Annotated in this window: 15 protein-coding genes and 1 pseudogene; 13 read left to right on the forward strand and 3 right to left on the reverse strand. The window is 61.0% G+C overall.

The features are described from left to right. Positions 1–19: 19 nt before the first annotated feature. Positions 20–1,132 carry a serine hydrolase gene (locus tag CHH27_RS20660; RefSeq protein WP_094073262.1) on the reverse strand — a complete coding sequence of 371 codons (1,113 nt, stop codon included), beginning with the start codon at positions 1,130–1,132 and terminating at the stop codon, positions 20–22. Between the two features lie 286 nt (positions 1,133–1,418). On the opposite strand from CHH27_RS20660, the gene CHH27_RS20665 reads away from it, so the two are divergent. From CHH27_RS20665 to CHH27_RS20695, 7 genes are read left to right on the forward strand one after another with little or no spacing between them, the layout of a single operon-like run. Continuing rightward, positions 1,419–2,786, forward strand: a complete 1,368-nt coding sequence (locus CHH27_RS20665) for a V-type ATP synthase subunit B (RefSeq protein WP_094073263.1) — start codon at positions 1,419–1,421, stop codon at positions 2,784–2,786. Continuing rightward, positions 2,786–3,412: a V-type ATP synthase subunit D gene (locus tag CHH27_RS20670; protein ID WP_094073264.1), complete on the forward strand. Its 627-nt coding sequence runs from the start codon at positions 2,786–2,788 to the stop codon at positions 3,410–3,412. The genes CHH27_RS20665 and CHH27_RS20670 overlap by 1 nt, the downstream gene beginning before the upstream one ends. Next, positions 3,409–5,202 carry a V-type ATP synthase subunit I gene (locus CHH27_RS20675; RefSeq protein WP_094073265.1) on the forward strand — a complete coding sequence of 598 codons (1,794 nt, stop codon included), beginning with the start codon at positions 3,409–3,411 and terminating at the stop codon, positions 5,200–5,202. Before CHH27_RS20670 ends, CHH27_RS20675 begins: the two co-directional genes overlap by 4 nt. Beyond that, positions 5,199–5,648: an ATP synthase subunit C gene (locus CHH27_RS20680; RefSeq protein WP_094073266.1), complete on the forward strand. Its 450-nt coding sequence runs from the start codon at positions 5,199–5,201 to the stop codon at positions 5,646–5,648. Before CHH27_RS20675 ends, CHH27_RS20680 begins: the two co-directional genes overlap by 4 nt. Positions 5,649–5,657: 9 nt before the next feature. After that, complete coding sequence (locus tag CHH27_RS20685; RefSeq protein WP_094073267.1) at positions 5,658–6,359, forward strand: hypothetical protein; 702 nt, start codon at positions 5,658–5,660, stop codon at positions 6,357–6,359. A 2-nt stretch (positions 6,360–6,361) separates the two neighbouring features. Beyond that, positions 6,362–7,108, forward strand: a complete 747-nt coding sequence (locus CHH27_RS20690; RefSeq protein WP_094073268.1) for a hypothetical protein — start codon at positions 6,362–6,364, stop codon at positions 7,106–7,108. Next, the gene (locus CHH27_RS20695) at positions 7,105–8,940 is read left to right on the forward strand and encodes a V-type ATP synthase subunit A (RefSeq protein WP_094073269.1); all 1,836 of its coding nucleotides are present in this window, start codon (positions 7,105–7,107) and stop codon (positions 8,938–8,940) included. Before CHH27_RS20690 ends, CHH27_RS20695 begins: the two co-directional genes overlap by 4 nt. 217 nt (positions 8,941–9,157) lie before the next feature. Here CHH27_RS20695 and CHH27_RS20700 read toward each other — a convergent pair whose 3' ends face one another. Next, positions 9,158–9,853, reverse strand: a complete 696-nt coding sequence (locus tag CHH27_RS20700; RefSeq protein WP_094073270.1) for a nitroreductase family protein — start codon at positions 9,851–9,853, stop codon at positions 9,158–9,160. 407 nt (positions 9,854–10,260) lie between these two features. Between CHH27_RS20700 and CHH27_RS20705 the strand changes: the two genes are divergently transcribed. The 6 genes and pseudogenes from CHH27_RS20705 (at position 10,261) to CHH27_RS20730 (ending at position 17,860) form a co-directional block, all read left to right on the forward strand. Next, complete coding sequence (locus CHH27_RS20705) at positions 10,261–11,256, forward strand: ABC transporter substrate-binding protein (RefSeq protein WP_094073271.1); 996 nt, start codon at positions 10,261–10,263, stop codon at positions 11,254–11,256. 301 nt (positions 11,257–11,557) lie between these two features. Further along, positions 11,558–14,397: pseudogene (locus CHH27_RS20710) on the forward strand (molybdopterin oxidoreductase family protein). Further along, positions 14,394–15,140 carry a 4Fe-4S dicluster domain-containing protein gene (locus CHH27_RS20715; protein WP_094073272.1) on the forward strand — a complete coding sequence of 249 codons (747 nt, stop codon included), beginning with the start codon at positions 14,394–14,396 and terminating at the stop codon, positions 15,138–15,140. The pseudogene CHH27_RS20710 and the gene CHH27_RS20715 overlap by 4 nt, the downstream one beginning before the upstream one ends. After that, entirely contained in the window at positions 15,140–16,015 is an 876-nt protein-coding gene (locus tag CHH27_RS20720; RefSeq protein ID WP_094073273.1) for a DmsC/YnfH family molybdoenzyme membrane anchor subunit, read from the forward strand. Before CHH27_RS20715 ends, CHH27_RS20720 begins: the two co-directional genes overlap by 1 nt. A 76-nt stretch (positions 16,016–16,091) precedes the next feature. Continuing rightward, positions 16,092–17,387 (forward strand): SDR family oxidoreductase, encoded by a 1,296-nt coding sequence (locus CHH27_RS20725; RefSeq protein ID WP_094073274.1) that lies wholly within the window; start codon positions 16,092–16,094, stop codon positions 17,385–17,387. Next, the gene (locus tag CHH27_RS20730; RefSeq protein WP_094073275.1) at positions 17,387–17,860 is read left to right on the forward strand and encodes a DUF2269 domain-containing protein; all 474 of its coding nucleotides are present in this window, start codon (positions 17,387–17,389) and stop codon (positions 17,858–17,860) included. Before CHH27_RS20725 ends, CHH27_RS20730 begins: the two co-directional genes overlap by 1 nt. 106 nt (positions 17,861–17,966) lie before the next feature. On the opposite strand, the gene CHH27_RS20735 is transcribed toward CHH27_RS20730, so the two are convergent. Further along, positions 17,967–19,478 carry a BCCT family transporter gene (locus CHH27_RS20735; RefSeq protein WP_094074904.1) on the reverse strand — a complete coding sequence of 504 codons (1,512 nt, stop codon included), beginning with the start codon at positions 19,476–19,478 and terminating at the stop codon, positions 17,967–17,969. Positions 19,479–19,488: the final 10 nt, after the last annotated feature.

A 19,488-nucleotide genomic window follows, 5' to 3' on the forward strand; every position in this document is an offset into this window, starting at 1 on the left:
AAATGGTGCGTCCCCGGGTTCAGCGGAGTTGGGCGGTGCTGACCTGTTTCATCACGATATCCATGGCATCGCCTGCTTCGTCTTCCAGGCCGGCAATGAAGATGTTCAATCCCGAATTCGGAACGTACCGCCAATCGACCGAAAAGACGATGTTCGCCCCGGAATGGGTGTAGACAATCGTTCCGTCGGAAGACTGAAGCCGGACAATGCCAAAGCCGTAAGATTTGGGTGTTGGGATCTCACCACCATGGGTAAAGCCCTCCTGCCACAGGGCGGGGTCAACGATGCGGCCGCCAACCAGATCTTCGTAAAAGGTCATCGCGTCGGGCGGTGTGGCGACAGCGCCGCCATTGCCCAGAAGATTCCATCCAACCGTTGAACCGCCCCAGCTGGCCCGGTGGATGGGCAGTTTGCGATAGAGTGTCAGCCAGATCCGGCCACTGATGGCCGAGGCGTCTTCCCGATAGGTCGTCTCATAGCCGATTGCTGGAATTTCTGCGTTCGGGAAGAGTGTCTTTGCCATCAGCGGCTCGAACGCCTCGCCGGTTTTTCTTTCCAGGATCGCCGCCAGCAGGGCATAGCCGACATTTGAATAGGCATAGGACGTGCCGGGCTGGCTCAACAGGGGTGTTCGAAACACGCGGGCCAGATAGTCTTCACGCCCGATCCTTTCCTCGTCCGAACCAACGGCGTCCGGCAATCCGGCCCTGTGGGTCAGCAGCTGGCGCAGTGTGATGGACTTCTTGTCCTCCGGAACGTCCTCCAGCAGAATGTCAAGTGTGTCATCCAGCTTGAGCGTGCCGCTTTCGACATGTTTGAGAACCACTGCAGCAGTCACCGCCTTGGTGTTCGATCCCAGATCGACCAGCGTCTCTTCAGGCGCGAGGCCGTCGTCCCTGAAGGTGCCGAACTCGCGAAAATGTCGTGTCTCGCCGATCCGCCCGAGGCCGACGATAACCGAAAGGCCAGAGGCCTCGAGTTTTTCGGAAATTGCATCGACCAGCCGGTCGGTGGCCGCGGCGCGGTTGCTGTCGCCGGATGCGGCCAACGAGATGCTCGCTCCGGCGGGGAACACGGCAAGGCAGGTGGCAGCGCCCAGCAAAAGGGCGCGAAACTTGGATGAAAAAGTCATGGCAACCGAAAGAATTGAAGGCTTGTGCAATGCACCCTAGCTCTGCAGGCTTTGCTTGCCAAGGAGCGATTGAAACTGGTCCCTTGATCCAGGTCATACGCGCGTAATAGTTTCTCTCTTAACTTCTTTCCAGTTCAGTCTTGAGGGGTTCCACGCGACTGTCTGAGCAGTTGTGCGCAGCCGTAAAACCCGCCTAAGATGATTTTCCGGCGCTTTCGCTCGACCCGGTTTTGTCGAGCTTGGAAAGCGCATTGAAGCGATTTGGTCCATTGCCTAGGGGGCGTTGATGCTGGTCTCCCACACAAGAATTGTCGACATCGTCGGAGATATCATCCGCATTCAGGTGTCTTCGACGAAATCGGAATCCGAAGGGCGCCCGTGTCTGGGGGACCTGGCTCTGGTCGAGGCCGGCGACGGCATGACTTCGCTGGCGCAGGTCATCAATATTGACCATGACATGGTATCGCTGCAGGTGAATTCCGGGACCAAGGGCCTGGCGAATAACGCATCGGTCCGGTTCCTCGGAGAACCGGCCAAAGTGACCTATTCCGACAATATTCTCGGCCGCGTCTTTGACGGCGCCGGCCACCCGATCGACCAGGGGCCGGACCTGTCCAGCGACCCGGACGTGCCGATCGGCGGGCCATCGGCCAACCCCATGAAACGGGTTCTGGCTTCACGCATGATCCGCACCGACGTGCCGATGATCGACATCTTCAATTGCCTGGTGGAGAGCCAGAAGATCCCGATCTTTTCGGTTTCGGGTGAACCCTACAATCCGTTCCTCGCCCGTATCGGCATTCAGGCGGATGCCGACATCGTGGTTTTCGGCGGGCTTGGCCTGATTTTCGACGATTATGCGTTCTTCAGGAAGCAGTTCGAGGATGCCGGCGTCTTCCCGCGCACGGTGATGTTCATCAACCAGGCCTCGGACCCGGTGGTCGAACGGCTGCAGGTGCCGGACATGGCCCTGGCGGTTGCCGAAAAATTCGCCGTCGAGGAAGGCAAGCGCGTGCTCGTTCTCCTCACCGACATGACCGCTTTCGCCGATGCCATGAAGGAAGTCTCCATTGCCATGGAGCGGGTGCCGGCCAATCGCGGCTATCCGGGGGATCTCTATTCGCAGCTGGCGCGCCGCTATGAAAAGGCCTGCGATTTCAAAGGCTCCGGCTCGGTCACCATTCTGACGGTCACCACCATGCCCGGTAATGACGTGACCCACCCGGTGCCGGACAACACCGGCTACATCACGGAGGGGCAGTTCTACCTGCATTCCGGTGTTCTGGACCCGTTTGGTTCGCTGTCACGCCTGAAACAGCATGTCATCGGCAAGGTGACACGCGAGGATCACAACCAGATCATGAACACCATGATCCGGTTCTATTCCGGCGCGCGCGACGCCGAACAGAAACAGTCCATGGCGTTCGAGCTGTCGGACTATGACCGTCAGCTCCTGAAATTCGGCGCCCTGTTCCGGGAACGGTTCATGGACATCGAGGTGTCGAAACCCCTGGAGGAGGCACTCGACCTGTGTTGGCAGACCCTGGCAGAATGTTTCGAACCGGAGCAGCTGCTGATGAAACAGGGGCTGATCGACAAGTATTTCCCGAAACGGAAACAGCCCGCCAAATCCTCTGACGAGGAGGCCGCCTGATGGCTGCCAAGCTGGCCCTCAACAAGTCTTCATTGGCGAAGGAGAGCGCGCAGCTGGCCGAATACAAGCGCTTTCTGCCTTCACTGGAGCTGAAGCGCCTGCAGATCATGGCAGAGCGCGCCAAGGCCAGAGAGACCGCCTCGCGCCTGGACCGCGAATATGCGGAAGAGTTCAGGGGCCTGGCGCATGCCTTGCCGATGCTGGCCAACAAGCAGGTGCCGCTGGACGGACTGGTCAGTCTGAAGGATGTCGTCCGGGGTGAACAGAACCTCTCAGGCACCAGGCTGCCGACCCTGGAAGACATCGAGGTCGAGACGGAACCATATTCGTTGCTGGCACGCCCGCACTGGGTGGATGCCTATGTTGAGGGCATGCAGAAACTGTTGCGGCTCAATCTGGAGCGCGACGTTGCCCATGAACGCATCGATCGCCTTGTCCAGGCCGAAGCCGTGATCTCGCGCCGGGTCAATCTCTTCGAGAAGGTTCTGATTCCGCAGGCGGAACGCAACATCAAGAAAATCCGCATGGCTTTGGCCGACGCGGAGCGCGATGCCGTAGTCCGGGCCAAGATCTCCAAGCGCAAGACGGCCGCCCGCAGCGCCGAGACAAGGGTGGCCGAGATATGAGCATCGTACCACTCGTCAAGGTCAACCTGGTCGGCATTCTGGACGACAAGGACAAGGTTCTGGAGGCAACCCAGGAATTCGGAGCCCTTCACCTGATTCCCCTGACCTCGGCGCAAAAGGAACTGGAAGCGGTTCCGGCCGGGCGCGGCCGCGAAGCAACGGAAGCCCTGCGCTGGCTGGTCAACAGTGCAGCGCAGCGCCGGCCCATGACCCACCCGGACGGCTTTCAGCTGGATCAGGTTGTGGCCGGCGCGCTGGAAAATAAGAAAGCCTTGAAGGAATGCGAAGACCGCCTTGCCCGGCTGGACAGGCGGATCCGCGATGTCGAGCCCTGGGGCGAGTTCAACTTTTCGGACCTGGCCGAGATCGGCGATTACCGCCTCTGGTTCTATGTGGTTCCGGCGGGAAAGCTGTCTCAGGTCAACCCGGATGGCAAGATCCTGGAAGTGGTGCATCGGGACAAGTACCGCAGCTACATCGTGCTTCTGTCGCCGGACGAGCCGCCTGCCGATGCCATGCCGGTGCCGCGGACCCATGTCGGGACCGAGGCGCTGTCAAAGCTGAAACATCAATACGAGCTTGCCGCGATCGAACTTGAGGAGCTTGAGCTGCAACGCCAGGTCCTGACCAAGTGGCGTTTCGTGCTGGCGCAGAACCTGGCGGCCGCGCGCGACCTCTCCGCCCGCCATCGCGCGTCCCTTGAAACCGCGGACGCCGATCGCGTTTTTGTCCTGCAGGCCTGGGCGAGAACTGACCAGGTAGCCGAGATAGAGGAACTGGCGGCAGGTCTTGGTGTTGCAACCCTGTTTGATGAGGTATCCGACAAGGACCGGCCTCCGACGCTTTTGGAAAACCGGAAGGCGATGGAAGCGGGAGAAGATCTGGTCGAATTCTACCAGACGCCCGGCTATCGCGACTGGGACCCGTCGGTCATCGTCTATGTGTCCTTCGTGATCTTCTTCGGCATGATCATGACCGATGCGGGCTACGGGCTCTTGCTGCTGCTGCTTCTGTTCCTGTTCCGCAAGCGGTTTGCAGGGTCGGCGCTGGGCCGCCGGATGTTCCGCATGTCGGTCTGGCTGATGGTGTCGACCACGGCTTTCGGCGTCGCCACCGGCAGTTACTTTGGCGTGGCGCCGCCGGAAGGCAGTTTCCTTGGACATCTCAAGGTGCTGCATCTGAAGGATGTCGACACCATGATGAAGATCACGCTGACGATTGGCGTTATCCATATCGTGCTCGCCAACCTGATGCGGGCCTGGCACGAGAAGACCCCAAGCGGACGGTTTCAGCCCATCGGCTGGTGTCTGGTGGCGCTGGGCGGTCTGGCGACTTTCCTCGGTCAGGGAACCCTGTTCGGCTCGGCGGGACCCGTCAGCGTCGTGCTCGGGCTGCTGACCGTCGGTTTCTTCGGCAGCGACCGCAAGGTCGACAGCGTCACGTCCGGCGGCATGCGCATCTTTGACGGACTTGCCGCGCTGGCCCGCATCGTCAACATCTTCTCAGATGTGCTCAGCTACATGCGGCTGTTTGCACTGGGCCTTGCGGCCGCTTCGCTGGCGGAAACCATCAACTCGCTCTCCGGTCAGCTCAACCATGCCGTGCCGGGGGTCGGGCTCCTGATCGCGATCACCGTTCTGGTCATCGGCCATGCCATCAATATCGGCCTCGGCCTGATTGCGGGCTGCGTGCATGGCCTGCGTCTGAATGTCATTGAATTTTTTAATTGGGGTTTGAAAGACGAGGGCACGCCCTTCCGTCCGTTCAAGAAAGAGGAGACACGCCTGTGAACGAATTCGTTGTGGCTCTCGGTTGGTTTGGACTTTACGCGCCGGTTGCGCTCGGTGCCATCGGCAGCGCCTGGGGCTGTGCGCTGGGCGGCAGCGCCGCCATTGGTGCCATGCTGGACAGTGACGGCGGCTATGGCCGTTTCATCGGCGTGTCGCTGATGCCGTCTTCCCAGGTGATCTACGGCATCGTGATCATGTTCTCGCTGCAGCAGGCCCAGGTCGATGCAGCCAATGGTGCAGCCCTGTTCGGCATTGGTGTCCTGTCCGGCTTCACCATGCTTTTCACCGGCATCCGCCAGGGCGAGGTGCTGGCCTCGGCCATTCACGCCTCCAAGGCCAAGCCTGAAATCTTCGGTATCTCGCTGGCTCCAGCGGCCGTGCTTGAAGGTTTCTCGGTGTTCGCGCTTGTCTTCGCGCTGGTCCTGGCCGGCTCCATTCCGAGCTAGGAGGCAGACATGTCAAAGCGTGATTCCTCGAACGAGCTCGAAAACGCTGCCGGTGCAGGTGTTCAGGCACTGATCGAGCGGCTGAAGTCCGAAGGCGTTGCCGCCGGCCAGTCGGAAGGCGACGAAATTCTCGCAAAAGCCAGGGTCAGGGCGGACGAGATTCTGGACGAAGCTCAAAAGAAGGCGGATGCGTTGCTGGCAAACGCCCGCGCGGAAGCTGCCAGGGAAAAGGCGGCAACCGAGGACGGGCTCAAGGTCGCCGCGCGGGACCTGGTTCTCAGCATGCGCAACGAACTGGGCGACCGGATCCAGCAGGAGGCAGGGCGTCTGGTGGCGACCACTCTGGCCGACGAGGCTTTCCTGCAGAAGCTGATCCTGGCCATGGCCGCCAATGCCAAGGACAACGCTTCCGTCAATGACGCAGAGCCGATGGAAGTCGTGCTGCCGGAAAAGGTCGTCACTTTCGAAGAGCTGAAACAGTCTCCGGAAGCAGTTGAGCCGGGCACGTTGACCCATTTTGTCATTGCGCTGGCGGGACAGGCCTTGCGGGACGGCGTGACCTTCTCCACGGCACCGGGGTTTGACGGTATCAAGATCAAGCTGACCGAACGGAATGTCTCCATCGACCTCACCGAAGAAGCGATTGCAACGCTCCTGAAACGTCACCTGCAGCCGCGTCTGCGGGCCGTGATGGAAGGGGTCCTGCGCTGATCATGAGCCGGCCGCACCAATATATCGCCCTGGTGACCAGCCTGCCCCATCTGGGCAAGCTGTTCACGCGCAAGGAGGTGCCGATTTCCGAGTACCGGTTGAAGCAGCGCCTGTCGATGCTGGAACCGGAACATCGCAACGTGCTCAAGGAGATCGTCGAAATCACCGCCTGGGCAGGTGTGGCCAAATACAGCAACGACAAGGATGTGATCCGCAGGGCCAACCAGGTGATTGCGGATCTGAAAGACTATCCGGACCTGCAGCATCTGGTCGGCGTGCGCATGGAAACGCGCACACTGATCGCCGCATTGCGTCGACGCCGTGCTGGTCAGGAAACAGCCGGCGATATCCAGACCTGGGGATTTGGCCGCTGGTGCGGCCAGATCCAGGCGAACTGGAGTGACCCTGCCTTCGGGCTAGGCCATTTCATGCCCTGGATCGCCGACGCTCACAGACTGATGCAGACCGGCGATGAGATCGCCATGGAGCGGCTGGCCCTGACCCAGGTGTTTCAGCAGCTGGATCACTACAACGCCTTGCACGAGTTCGATTTCGAAGCCGTCGCCATCTATGTGCTGCGCTGGGTGATCGTCGAACGCTGGTCGCGCTACAACGCGGATGATGCCGCGGCGCGGCTGGAACGTCTGGTCGCCTCGGCCCTGGGACAGACGCAGGACGTTGATCCTGAATCCGTGCCCGGGGACATACTCACCGATACCAATTCTGCTCTTGAGGGAGCCCTTTCATGACGAGCCATGTCCAGCTTCCGGAACCGACGGCTGAAATCATTGCCGTTCAGGACGATCTAGTCACACTGTCTCCTCTCGGGACCGCTCCACTGATCAAGAACGAGGTGGTCTATATCATTCCGCATGGGCCGGAGCGGGAAGGCAAGCCGCGGGAATATCTGAAAGCAGAGGTTCTGCGTGTGCGTGGCACATCCGCCGAAGCCCAGGTGTTTGAGAGTACCCATGGTGTTCGGGTCGGTGACAAGGTGATCCAGAGCGGCGAGATGCTGTCCGTCGCGCTTGGCCCCGGATTGCTGAGCACGGTGTTTGACGGGCTGCAGAACCCGCTCGCCGATATTGCCGCCGAGCACGGCTTTTTCCTGCCCCGCGGCGTTCTGACCAACGCGCTCGACCAGAACCGGAAATGGTCCTTTGAACCCAGGGTCAAATCCGGGGATACGCTGAAAGCGGGTGAGACCCTCGGCACCGTTCCGGAAGGCCGGTTCGAACACAAGATCATGGCGCCGTTCTCAATGACCGGTACCTGGACGGTCGACCGGATCCGCGAAGGCACCTTCACCATCAACGAAGTCGTTGCGACGCTGAAAAACGAGCGCGGCGAAACGCGCGATCTCACCATGGTGCAGCACTGGCCCGTGCGCCGGGCAATCCCCGAGGGCCTGGTCAAGACCGGTCAGAGCGAGCGGCTCTATCCGAGCGAGCCGCTGATCACGACGCTCCGCCTGATCGACACGTTTTTTCCGATTGCCCGCGGTGGCATGGGGTGCATTCCAGGTCCCTTCGGTGCCGGCAAGACGGTCCTGCAGTCGCTGATCTCGCGCTTTTCGGCGGTCAACATCGTGATCGTGGTCGCCTGCGGCGAACGCGCCGGCGAGGTGGTGGAGACCATCACCGAATTCCCGCACCAGCCGGACCCCTCCGGTGACGGCACGCTGATGGACCGCACGGTGATCATCTGCAACACCTCGTCGATGCCGGTCGCGGCCCGCGAGGCCTCGATCTATACCGGCATCACGCTTGGCGAATATTACCGCCAGATGGGCTATGACGTGCTGCTGATCGCGGACAGTACGTCCCGCTGGGCCCAGGCCATGCGGGAAACCTCCGGACGTCTTGAGGAAATTCCGGGCGAAGAAGCCTTTCCGGCCTATCTGGATTCGGCCATCAAGGGCGTTTACGAGCGGGCCGGCGTGCTTCGAACCGCCACCGGCGACACCGGCAGTCTCACCATGATTGGCACCGTGTCTCCTGCCGGCGGCAATTTCGAGGAACCTGTCACCCAGTCCACTCTCGGCACGGTCAAGACCTTCCTCGGTCTCTCCTCCGAGCGGGCCTACAAGCGTTTTTACCCGGCGGTTGATCCGCTACTGTCCTGGTCGCGTTATCACACCCAGCTCGGTGACTGGTACGCGGACAATATCGGTCCCAACTGGGTGCCGCGCGTCGAGGAGATGATTGATCTGCTCGCCAAGGGCGACGAGATCACGCGCATGATGCAGGTCACCGGCGAGGAAGGGGTGTCGACCGAGGATTTCGTGCTCCAGCAAAAGGCGCTCTTTCTCGACATGGTCTATCTGCAGCAGGACGCCTTTGACGATGTTGACGTGTCGGCGCCACTTGCCCGCCAGCAGGAGACCTTCGATCTTGTCTACAAGATCGCCAACACGGATTTCGCCTTCGAGGACAAGGACGCAGTGCGGAAGTTCTTCACCGAGCAGACCTCGCTCTTCAAGAACCTCAATTATTCCGCTGATGGCAGCCAGGACCGCAAGGACCTCCTGGCGAAGATTTCCGCCAATGTCGGCGCCGCTCCGACGCATGTGACGGGCTGAGGCGTCTCGGTCAGGGGCCAAGCCACAACTCTAGGCCTCGTCGAGACAGCCTGTCTCCAGACTCCAGCCTCATTCTGAGGAGCGCGCTTGCGCGCGTCTCGAAGGATCGGCTGCATGCGCCGGCACAGGGAGCCGATCCTTCGAGACGGACCTGACGGTCCTCCTCAGGATGAGGTCGGAGTTTGTAAGGCTGGTCTGCAAGAATGGCCCGCCTGACTCATCCCTCAAACACGCTCAGGATCTCTTCCAGAGGCTTCTTCTTCTTGGCCACTGCCGGAACCGTTGCGTCTTCGGCCGGGTGCCCCACCGCCAGGATCATGATCGGTTTTTCCGCTTCGGGCCGCCCCAAAATCTCGTTCAGGAACTTCATCGGGTTCGGCGTGTGGGTCAGCGTCGACAGGCCCGCATGATGCAGCGCGGTGATCAAAAGACCGGTGGCGATGCCGACGCTTTCAGGCACGTAATAGTGCTTGTAGCGGCTGCCGTCGTCATAGGTGCCCCAGCGCTGTGCGAAGATCACGATCAACCAGGGTGCGATGTCGAGATGCGGCTTGTCGGCATCCGTTCCGATCGGTTCGAGCGCCTTGATCCATTCGTCGCCGGCGCCGCCATCATAAAAACGCTGTTCTTCTTCTTCCGCCGCCAGCCGGATCCGGTGTTTGAGCCTGGGATCGGAAATGGCAACAAAATGCCAGGGCTGCTGGTTGGCCCCGCTCGGGGCGGTGCCGGCCGCACGGATGCAGGCCTCGATGACGGACCGGTCCACCGGTTGATCCGAGAACTGGCGCACGGTGTGGCGTGTGCGCACGTCTTCATAGAACTCTTCCGCCCGTGCCAGCATTTCCTTCGTGTTGAAGTCGCGCCGGTCAGGAAGCGGCAGCGGTTGATAGGTCAGGGCTGATTTCGAAATCATCTGGTTTCCCTTCTTCTCTGACGGGCCGGAGCTGATTCTGTATCTCCGACTGTCCTCCTCCCAGGTCGATCAAGTATGCGCCGAATAACGGTGCGGTAAGCAACCAAAAATCTAGAATAGAGAGTTTGCAACCTCAGGGCGGTCGCATAAGCTGCTGCAACAGCTTCATTTCGGCTTGCTGAAAAAATAACCTTGACCAGTGACACGGCAGCTTTCTAGATTTTCTTGACCAATTGGTCAGTGCGGTGCGTCAGGAAGGCAAACATGCCCCGGTGCCCTGCTGTGGCCAAATTGCCAAGGTGCTGTGGACGTGTGGGAGCCGTCCGGGTTCGGCCACCCTGGCAACGGGTAACAAAGTTCCAGAGACGGGTTTTGCCAGTGGCGCAAGATCCATAACCAGTAGGGGAATGGCAATGAAGGCATTGAAACGTCTGGCGCTCGCATCCTTTTTGGGTGCAGGCCTTGCCTCCGGCGCGGCTCAGGCCGCCGACGAGCTGACACTTCAGTTGAAATGGGTCACCCAGGGCCAGTTCGCTGGCTATTACGTGGCCAAGGACAAGGGCTTTTACGAAGAAGAAGACCTGGACGTCACCATCAAGCCGGGCGGTCCGGACATTGCTCCGCCGCAGGTGATCGCCGGTGGCGGCGCAGACGTGATCATCGACTGGATGCCGTCCGCCCTTGCCTCCCGCGAAAAGGGCGTGCCGCTGGTCAACATTGCCCAGCCGTTCAAGAAGTCCGGCATGATGCTGACCTGCCGCAAGGAAACCGGCATTTCCATTCCGCCGGATCTCAAGGGCAAGACGCTCGGCGTCTGGTTCTTCGGCAACGAGTACCCGTTCCTGTCCTGGATGAGCCAGCTCGGTATTCCGACCGACGGCGGCGCTGATGGCGTCACGGTTCTGAAGCAGGGCTTCAACGTCGACCCGCTGCTGCAGAAACAGGCCGACTGCATCTCCACCATGACCTATAACGAATACTGGCAGGTCATCGATGCCGGTATTCCGGAAGAGGACCTGGTCGTCTTCAAATATGAAGACCAGGGCGTCGCGACGCTCGAGGATGGTCTTTACGTGCTGGAGTCCAGCCTGGAAGACCCGGCGATGGTCGACAAGCTGGCGCGTTTCGTCAGGGCTTCCATGAAGGGCTGGGCCTATGCAGCCGAGAACCCGGAAGAAGCTGCCGAGATCGTTCTGGAAAACGACGCCACTGGCGCCCAGACCGAAAAGCACCAGATCCGCATGGTCGGTGAAATCGTCAAGCTGGTCGACGGCTCCGACGGCAAGCTGGACATGGACGCTTATGAGCGGACGGTGAAGTCTCTTCTGAGCGGCGGTTCCACACCGGTCATCACCAAGTTCCCGGAAGGGGCAACTTCCACGGCGGTAACCGACAAGCTCTGAAAAAAGCAATCGCACAGCCAGTTGCGAAGGGCCGCCCGCCGGGCGGCCCTTTTCTTTTGTGCCCAAGCACCACATTGGCTGCGCCTTAGCCCCCGCGCCCCTCTCCGAGGATGAGGTTGGTTGCTTGCCAGGAGGGTGGGTGGCAAGCGCTCAATCTCCGACCAACTCCTGTTTGACGCCGAAATTCGCTCACGAACTGCCGTACCGGCATCGTGTATTGACGACAACTGATCCTATAAATACAAATTCAGAAGAACAATGTTTGCTGAGATTGTGGAAATTGTGGAATCAATTTCTAACAATGCGAGGAGGGGACGTGGGCAAACACCAGCAGCCGGACGTGGAGACGTCTCCGCCTGTCTCTGACGAAATACGCCGGACGACCTGTTACATGTGCGCCTGCCGCTGTGGCATCAACGTGCATCTGAAAGACGGCAAGGTCGCCTATATCGAGGGCAATCGCGACCACCCGGTCAACAAGGGCGTGCTTTGCGCCAAGGGATCGGCCGGCATCATGCAGGTGAATGCGCCCTCAAGGCTCCGCGCACCCCTGAAACGGGTCGGGCCGCGCGGGTCCGGTGAGTTTCAGGAAATCAGCTGGGACGAGGCGCTGGAGATTGCTACCGGTTGGCTGGCGCCGATCCGCAAATCCGCGCCCGAAAAGCTTGCCTTCTTCACCGGCCGCGACCAGTCGCAAAGCTTCACAAGCTTCTGGGCGCAGAATTTCGGCACTCCGAACTACGCTGCGCACGGTGGTTTCTGCTCCGTCAACATGGCAGCCGGCGGCATCTACACGATGGGGGGCGCCTTCTGGGAATTCGGTCAGCCGGATTGGGATCGTACCAGGCTGTTCCTGCTCTTCGGCGTGGCGGAAGACCACGATTCCAATCCGATCAAGATGGGATTGGGCAAGCTGAAGGCTCGGGGCGGCAAGGTCATCGGCATCAATCCCATCCGCTCCGGCTACAACGCCATTGCGGATGAATGGGTCGGCATCACGCCGGGGACCGATGGCCTGTTCATCCTGGCCTTGGTGCATGTGCTTTTGAAGGCCGGCAAGATCGATCTCAATTACCTTGCCCGCTTCACCAATGCACCCTGCCTGGTCAACAATGATCCGACTTCGGCCGACTTCGGTCTGTTGCTGCGAGACGCTGACGGCAAGCAGCTGGTGATCGACCGGACCAGCGGCAAACCGGTGCCTTTCGACCAGAAGGGCGTTCAGCCGGATCTTGCGGCCCGCTTCGACCAGAACGGCTACACCCATCGCACTGTGTTCCAGGTCCTGGCTGAACGCTACCTGGAGGAAAGCTACAGCCCGGAGGCTGTTGCCGAAAAATGCGGCGTTACAGCCGGTCGCATTCGGGCGGTTGCTGCGGAAATCGCCCGTGTGGCCTTTGACGAAGCCTTCGAACTGGACCAGCCCTGGACCGATTTCCGGGGAGACCGGCACGACAAGATGCCCGGCCGCCCGGTGAGCTTTCATGCCATGCGCGGCATTTCGGCTCATTCCAACGGTTTCCAGACCTGCCGGTCCCTGCATCTTTTGCAGATCCTGCTGGGCACGGTGGAGGTTCCGGGGGGCTTTCGTTTCAAACCGCCCTATCCGAAGCCTGTTTCAGCGCACCCGACGCCACATTGTCACTCCAAGCCGGACTGCCCGTTGGACGGACCGCATCTCGGCTTTGTGCGTGGCCCGCAGGATCTGGCGCTCAAGGAGGACGGCACGCCGGCACGCATCGACAAGGCCTTTTCCTGGGAAAATCCGATGTCGGCCCACGGGCTGATGCACATGGTGATTTCGAACGCTCATGCCGGCGATCCCTATCGGATCGACACGCTGTTTCTCTACATGGCCAATATGTCCTGGAACTCCTCCATGAACACACGCGGTGTCATGGAGATGCTGACGGACAGGGATGAGAACGGTGACTATGTCATCCCGCGGATCATCTATTCCGATGCCTATTCTTCCGAGATGGTCGCCTATGCCGATCTGATCCTTCCGGACGCCACCTATCTGGAGCGTCATGACTGTATCAGCCTGCTCGACAGGCCGATCTGCGAGGCCGATGCGGCTGCCGACGCCATTCGCTGGCCGGTGATCGAGCCGGATCGCGACGTGCGCGGTTTTCAATCCGTGCTGGTGGATCTCGGCGCGCGTCTTCAACTGCCCGGTTTCATCAACGAGGATGGCAGCGCAAAATACAAGGATTATGCGGACTACATGGTTCGCCACGAGCGCCGGCCCGGTATCGGTCCACTGGCCGGGTTCAGGGGCAATGGCACGGAAACAGGCCGTGGCGCGCCCAATCCCGATCAGCTTGGCCGCTATATCGAAAACGGCGGTTTCTTCGTCGAACATGTGCCGGAAGAAGCCGCCTTCTACAAACCCTGGAACACGGCCTATCAGGATTGGGCGGTCGATCTCGGCTTTTACGACAAGCCCCAGCCCTATCTCTTCGAGCTCTATTCAGAACCCTTGCGCCGGTTTCAGCTGGCGGCTGAGGGACAGGGGGAACGGCAACCGCCGGACTACTTGAGGGACCGCATCAGGGAGACCTTCGATCCCCTGCCGATCTGGTATCCGCCGCTGGAAGAAACGGAGGTCGACACAAAAACGTATCCCGTTCGGGCGCTGACCCAACGGCCGATGGCCATGTATCATTCCTGGGGCAGCCAGAATGCCTGGCTGCGCCAGATCCATGGCCGCAATCCGCTCTATCTGCCGACACGGATCTGGCAGGCGCATGGTTTTGCGGAAGGGGACTGGGCCAGGGTGACGTCGCCGCACGGCGAGATCGTTGTGCCTGTGGCGCATATGGCGGGTTTGAACGAAAACACAGTCTGGACCTGGAACGCCATCGGCAAGCGCAAGGGGCCTGGGCGCTTGAGGAAGACGCGCCGGAAGCCACCAAAGGCTTCCTGCTGAACCATCTCATCCACGAGTTGCTGCCTCCCAAGGGGGACGGCCTGCGCTGGTCGAATTCCGACCCGGTCACCGGGCAAGCTGCCTGGTTCGACCTGCGTGTGCGCATTGAAAAAAGCCCGCCACCGGATGAAGCCCAGCCCTCCTTTGACCCGCAGAAATCCCCGGTCGGCCAGGGGCCGGACAGCGTGCTTCAGAAGGTGCGTCCATGACCCAGTTGCCTGATCGCACCGAAAAGAAGCTTGGCCTTGCAATCGATCTCGACACCTGTGTCGGCTGCCACGCCTGTGTCATTTCCTGCAAGGGCTGGAACACCGAGAATTATGGTGCGCCGCTCAGCGACATCGACGCCTATGGCGGCGACCCGGTCGGAACGTTTCTCAACCGGGTTCATTCCTACGAGGTTCAGCCCGCCAGTGGCGCGGCCCAGACGGTCCATTTCCCGAAATCCTGCCTGCATTGCGACAACGCGCCCTGCGTTACGGTCTGTCCGACAGGAGCCAGCTACAAACGCTCCGAAGACGGCATTGTCCTGGTCAACGAGGACGCATGCATCGGTTGCGGCCTGTGCGCCTGGGCCTGTCCCTATGGGGCCAGGGAGCTGGACCAGGCCGCCGGTGTCATGAAGAAATGTACGCTGTGCATCGACCGGATCTACAACGAGAACCTGGAAGAGGTGGACCGGGTGCCGGCCTGCGTCCGGACCTGCCCGGCCGGCGCACGCCATTTCGGCGACTTTGCCGATCCTAACAGCAATGTCTCCAGGCTGGTGGCCGAACGTGGCGGAATTGACCTGATGCCGGAACAGGGCACGCAGCCGGTCAACAAGTATCTGCCACCCCGGCCCAAGGACCGGCTGGTGGACAGGGCGGAAACCGATGCACACATGAAACCCGTTGCCGAAACGCCCAAGGGCTTCCTGGCCTGGCTCGACAAGACCCTGGAGGCGCTCTGATGCATCCGGCGCCTTCCGTCATCGTCTTCACCGTTCTGTCCGGCCTCGGCTTCGGTTATCTCGCCTGGCTCGGCATCGGCTTGCCTTCCGTCACCGGCTGGTCAGCGTTTTTTGCGTTTCTGGTGGCATTCGCCCTTGCTGTCGGCGGATTGCTCGCGTCGACATTTCACCTCGGCAATCCGCAACGGGCCCTGAAGGCCTTTACGCAATGGCGAACGAGCTGGCTGTCACGCGAAGGCTGGCTGTCCGTTCTGGCGCTCTGCGTGATGGCGGTTTACGGCTTTGCCGCCGTTTTCTTCGACACGTTACTGGTGCCGGTCGGCTATCTCGGCACCGTGCTCAGCGTGGCAACCGTCTTTGCCACCAGCATGATCTATGCCCAGCTGGCGACCGTGCCGCGCTGGAACCACTGGCTGACACCGGCCCATTTGCTGTCGCTGGCGCTGGCCGGCGGCGCCGTCCTTGCCGGACAGGTGATCGCCGCCTTGGTGCTGCTGGCCGTGGCCGGTGGATTGCAGGTTCTCTACTGGGTCCTTGGCGACCGGCGGTTCGGCGAACGCGGCCACACGATCGAAACGGCAACGGGTCTCGGGGACAGGGGCAGCGTGCGTCTCTTCGAACCGCCGCACACGGGCACCAACTACCTCCTGAAGGAAATGGTCTATGTCGTCGGCCGCAAACACGCGCAAAAACTGCGTGTGATCGCCTTTCTCATGAACTGCCTGTTTCCAATCCTGATCCTCGCAGTATTGCCGGCCGGCATCGTGACGATTGGCCTCGCCGCCCTTGTCTATCTGGCTGGAACCTTTGCCTCCCGCTGGCTGTTTTTTGCCGAGGCCGAACATGTTGTCGGTCTTTATTACGGCAAGCGCTGAACAGACCGCCGCTTTTCGGTTGTGCGAGCCCTGCCCCAGGGCCTAAAACGCGCAGCAGGATTGAAAAGGCATTGGCATGAAGAAGGCGGTCGTCCTCGGCGCATACGGATTTATCGGTGCGGCCTGCGTGCGGGCGCTGCAAGCAGGTGGCTTTGCCGTTCTTGGCGTCGGCCGCTCCCGCGAGACGGCGCAAAGGACCTTCCCCAATCTCGTCTGGATCATCCGGGATATCGCGGCGACACCGGCAGACGACTGGCAAGATATCTTTGCGGACGCGGATGTGGTGGTGAACGCCTCCGGTGCGCTGCAAGACGGGGCCCGGGACAATCTGACGGCGATCCATGAAACGGCGATCGAGCAGATGCTCATCGCGCTCAGCGTCACCCGTACGAAATTCATTCAGATATCGGCGGCTGGTGTCTCGGAAGACGCGCCAACGGCCTTCTTCCGCACCAAGGCCAGAGGCGATGCGCTGGTCACGGCGTCTTCCATCGACTGGGTCGTGCTGCGCCCGGCGCTGGTTCTGGGGTCGGACGCTAATGGCGGATCGGCCCTGCTGCGCGCGGCAGCGGCCACGCCCTGGATCGGCGCACGCGCCTTTCCGCAAGCACAGATCCAGACCATCCATGTCGAGGATCTGGCTCAGGCAGTCGTGCAGGCCGCCGGAGGCGAGGTCGGCCTGCAGTTTGTTGCTGATCTGACAGAAGACAACAGCCATTCCTTCCACGCCCTGACCCGTCACCTGAGAACCTGGCTGGGTTATCCCGACTGGACCTTCGAAATCCCGCTTCCTGGCTGGCTGCTGAAAACCGTCGGCAGGGGCGCGGACCTGCTCGGTTGGCTTGGGTGGCGGTCTCCCTTGCGTACCAATGCGTTGGTGTCGCTCGAAAACGGCATCAAGGGCGATCCCACCCCGTGGCGGGAGCGCGGCGGCATTGCGATCAAGGGCCTTAAGGCAACGCTTGCCGCGATGCCCGCAACGGCCCAGGAGCGGGCCTTTGCCCGCCTCTACCTGCTCCTGCCGCTCGCCATTGCCTCCCTGTCGCTGTTCTGGTTCCTGTCCGGGGTAATCGGTCTCCTGTCCTTCTCCGAGGCCAAAGCGGTGCTGACCGACCGCGGCGGCTCTGCAGCCTTTGCATCGGTGGCGGTAGTTGGCGGAGCGGTTGTCGATATGGTTCTCGGAGCTGGAGTGCTGGTGCGGCGCTGGACGCGTCTAGCCTGTCTCGGCATGATCGCCGTCTCTGCCGCCTATCTCTTTTTCGGAACCTTGCTGGCGGCAGACCTTTGGGCAGATCCGCTCGGGCCGTTCGTCAAGGTTCTGCCGGCGATCGTTCTGGCGCTTCTGGTTGCCCTGCTTCTGGAGAAGCGCTGATGTGGTACGAGTTTCTGCGCTTTGCTCATGTGATCGGTGCCTGTGTGTTGCTCGGCACCGGCGCCGGGATCGCCTTTTTCATGGTGATCTCGAACCGCTCCAGGGACCCGCGTCTGATCGCCCATGTCGCCGGCATCGTTGTGCTCGCCGACACGGTGTTCACGGCAACCGCCGCCATTGCCCAGCCGGCGACGGGCTACCTCCTGACGCGGGAGGTCGGCTGGCCGCTGCTGGAAGGCTGGGTTCTGGTTTCGCTTTGTCTTTATGTCTTTGTCGGTCTGTTCTGGCTGCCGGTGGTCTGGATCCAGATCCGAATGCGCCGGTTGGCGCTTGCGGCCGCAGAGGCCGGCACGGCACTGCCTGAGGCTTATCACCGGCTCTACTGGGTCTGGTTCGCCTTTGGGTTCCCGGCATTTTTTGCGGTTCTGGCCATCATCTGGCTGATGCTGACCAAACCCGACCTGCCGCTCTAGGGCCTTATTTCAGTCATCGGACCCGTTCGGTTCCTTGCGCATCACGATCCAGACCACAAAGCCGATAAAGGCGAAGGTGCCGATATTCATGAGTGTGTCGACGGGATCACCGATCAGCATGGCGCAGCTCCTTTCTGGCATCCTGCAACAAGGCCCGGATGAGACAGGCCAGCAGGATCACGGTGATGAAGACAAAGGGCAGTGCCCCGAGTGCGATCAGCGTTCTGACGGCTGACATCGAGCCTGACAGGATCATCGCCGCGCCGAGCACGCCCAAAAGGCCGCCCCAGACGACGCGGATCTTTGCGCTTGGATTAGGGTTGCCACCGGTGGAGAAAGTGCCGAGCACAAAGGCGGCGCTGACCACGCTGGTGACGATGAAGAGGAACGCCGCCAGCACGGTTGCCAGGGTGGTCAGTGTCGACAGCGGCAGCCGGTCAAGAAGCGCAAAGGTCATGCGCTCGACATTGGTCTGGGTCAGGGCGAGAAGGTCGCCATTGCCGTTGAGGGCGTCGAATATGCCGATGCCGCCAAAGGCCCCGAACCAGATGGTGGAAAACAGCGTCGGACCGATCAGGACACCGAGCACGAACTCCCGGATCGTCCGGCCTTTCGAGATGCGGGCGACGAAAACACCGACAAACGGGCCCCAGGCGATCCACCAGACCATGTAGGTCAGGGTCCAGTCGCGGAACCATTTTGTCGCCTCGTCGCCATAGAAGGTGAAGGTTTCAAGCCCCCTTGGGATAACGACGGCGATGTAGCTGCCGATGCCGCTGACGATGGAATTGAGCAGATATTCCGACGGTCCAAGGATGATCGTGTAGACGACCAGCCCGATCGCCAGAGCCATTGCAAGATTGGAGAGTTTTGCCATGCCGGCGCCGAGGTCGACGAGCAACGGCGGAATATAGGCGGCAATCATCAGGGCAAAGACAATGGCAATCAGCAAGGAGGAGGTTTCCTCGTTGCCCAGCAACACCGTGACCCCGTCGGCCACCTGGAAGACGCCCATGGCCACGGACCCGGCCACCCCTATGGCGATGGCGGCAATCGCCATGAAATCGGAGAACCAGCCGATGACACTGGCCCAGGTTTCGCCCGGAAACAGGTTCTTCAAGGGCGCGCTGACCAGCATCGGCGTGCCGCGCCGATAGCTGAAATAGGCAATTGCCAGCGCCGTGGTGCCATAGATCGCCCAGGCGTGAATGCCCCAGTTGAAATTGGCGCCCAGAAGGGCCTGCTCTGCTGCAATCGGGGCCGGCAGGAACTGGCTCGCAAAATGATAGTGCGTCAGCGGTTCTGCGACGGCCCAGAACAGCAGTCCGACCCCCATGCCGGCTGCAAACAACATCGCGATCCAGGTCGGTGTGGAATATTCGGGCCTGTCGGTATCGGCCCCGAGCCGAATATCGCCGAACCTCGTGAGGGTGAGACCGAGACAGAACAGAAGCATGATCGTGACCGACAGCATGACAGCCCAGCCACGGCTGATGAAATACTGATCGACAATGGCGCTGGCGAAGGCCTGAAGTCCGGCCGGGTCGGCGACACCCCAGATGCCGATCACGGCACAAAGGCCGATCGAGGTCGCCAGCAACACCTTCGAACCCTGCATGAAATCAAAC

The organism is Labrenzia sp. VG12 (assembly GCF_002237595.1).
Classification (GTDB): domain Bacteria; phylum Pseudomonadota; class Alphaproteobacteria; order Rhizobiales; family Stappiaceae; genus Roseibium.

Bases quoted from the DNA above. Each gene is read 5' to 3' on its own strand.
- CHH27_RS20695 (WP_094073269.1), top strand. From the start codon at position 7,105: ATGACGAGCCATGTCCAGCTTCCGGAACCGACGGCTGAAATCATTGCC.
- CHH27_RS20730 (WP_094073275.1), top strand. From the start codon at position 17,387: ATGTGGTACGAGTTTCTGCGCTTTGCTCATGTGATCGGTGCCTGTGTG.
- CHH27_RS20715 (WP_094073272.1), top strand. From the start codon at position 14,394: ATGACCCAGTTGCCTGATCGCACCGAAAAGAAGCTTGGCCTTGCAATC.
- CHH27_RS20665 (WP_094073263.1), top strand. From the start codon at position 1,419: ATGCTGGTCTCCCACACAAGAATTGTCGACATCGTCGGAGATATCATC.
- CHH27_RS20720 (WP_094073273.1), top strand. From the start codon at position 15,140: ATGCATCCGGCGCCTTCCGTCATCGTCTTCACCGTTCTGTCCGGCCTC.
- CHH27_RS20675 (WP_094073265.1), top strand. From the start codon at position 3,409: ATGAGCATCGTACCACTCGTCAAGGTCAACCTGGTCGGCATTCTGGAC.
- CHH27_RS20735 (WP_094074904.1), bottom strand. From the start codon at position 19,478: ATGCAGGGTTCGAAGGTGTTGCTGGCGACCTCGATCGGCCTTTGTGCC.
- CHH27_RS20670 (WP_094073264.1), top strand. From the start codon at position 2,786: ATGGCTGCCAAGCTGGCCCTCAACAAGTCTTCATTGGCGAAGGAGAGC.
- CHH27_RS20685 (WP_094073267.1), top strand. From the start codon at position 5,658: ATGTCAAAGCGTGATTCCTCGAACGAGCTCGAAAACGCTGCCGGTGCA.
- CHH27_RS20690 (WP_094073268.1), top strand. From the start codon at position 6,362: ATGAGCCGGCCGCACCAATATATCGCCCTGGTGACCAGCCTGCCCCAT.
- CHH27_RS20660 (WP_094073262.1), bottom strand. From the start codon at position 1,132: ATGACTTTTTCATCCAAGTTTCGCGCCCTTTTGCTGGGCGCTGCCACC.
- CHH27_RS20705 (WP_094073271.1), top strand. From the start codon at position 10,261: ATGGCAATGAAGGCATTGAAACGTCTGGCGCTCGCATCCTTTTTGGGT.
- CHH27_RS20700 (WP_094073270.1), bottom strand. From the start codon at position 9,853: ATGATTTCGAAATCAGCCCTGACCTATCAACCGCTGCCGCTTCCTGAC.
- CHH27_RS20725 (WP_094073274.1), top strand. From the start codon at position 16,092: ATGAAGAAGGCGGTCGTCCTCGGCGCATACGGATTTATCGGTGCGGCC.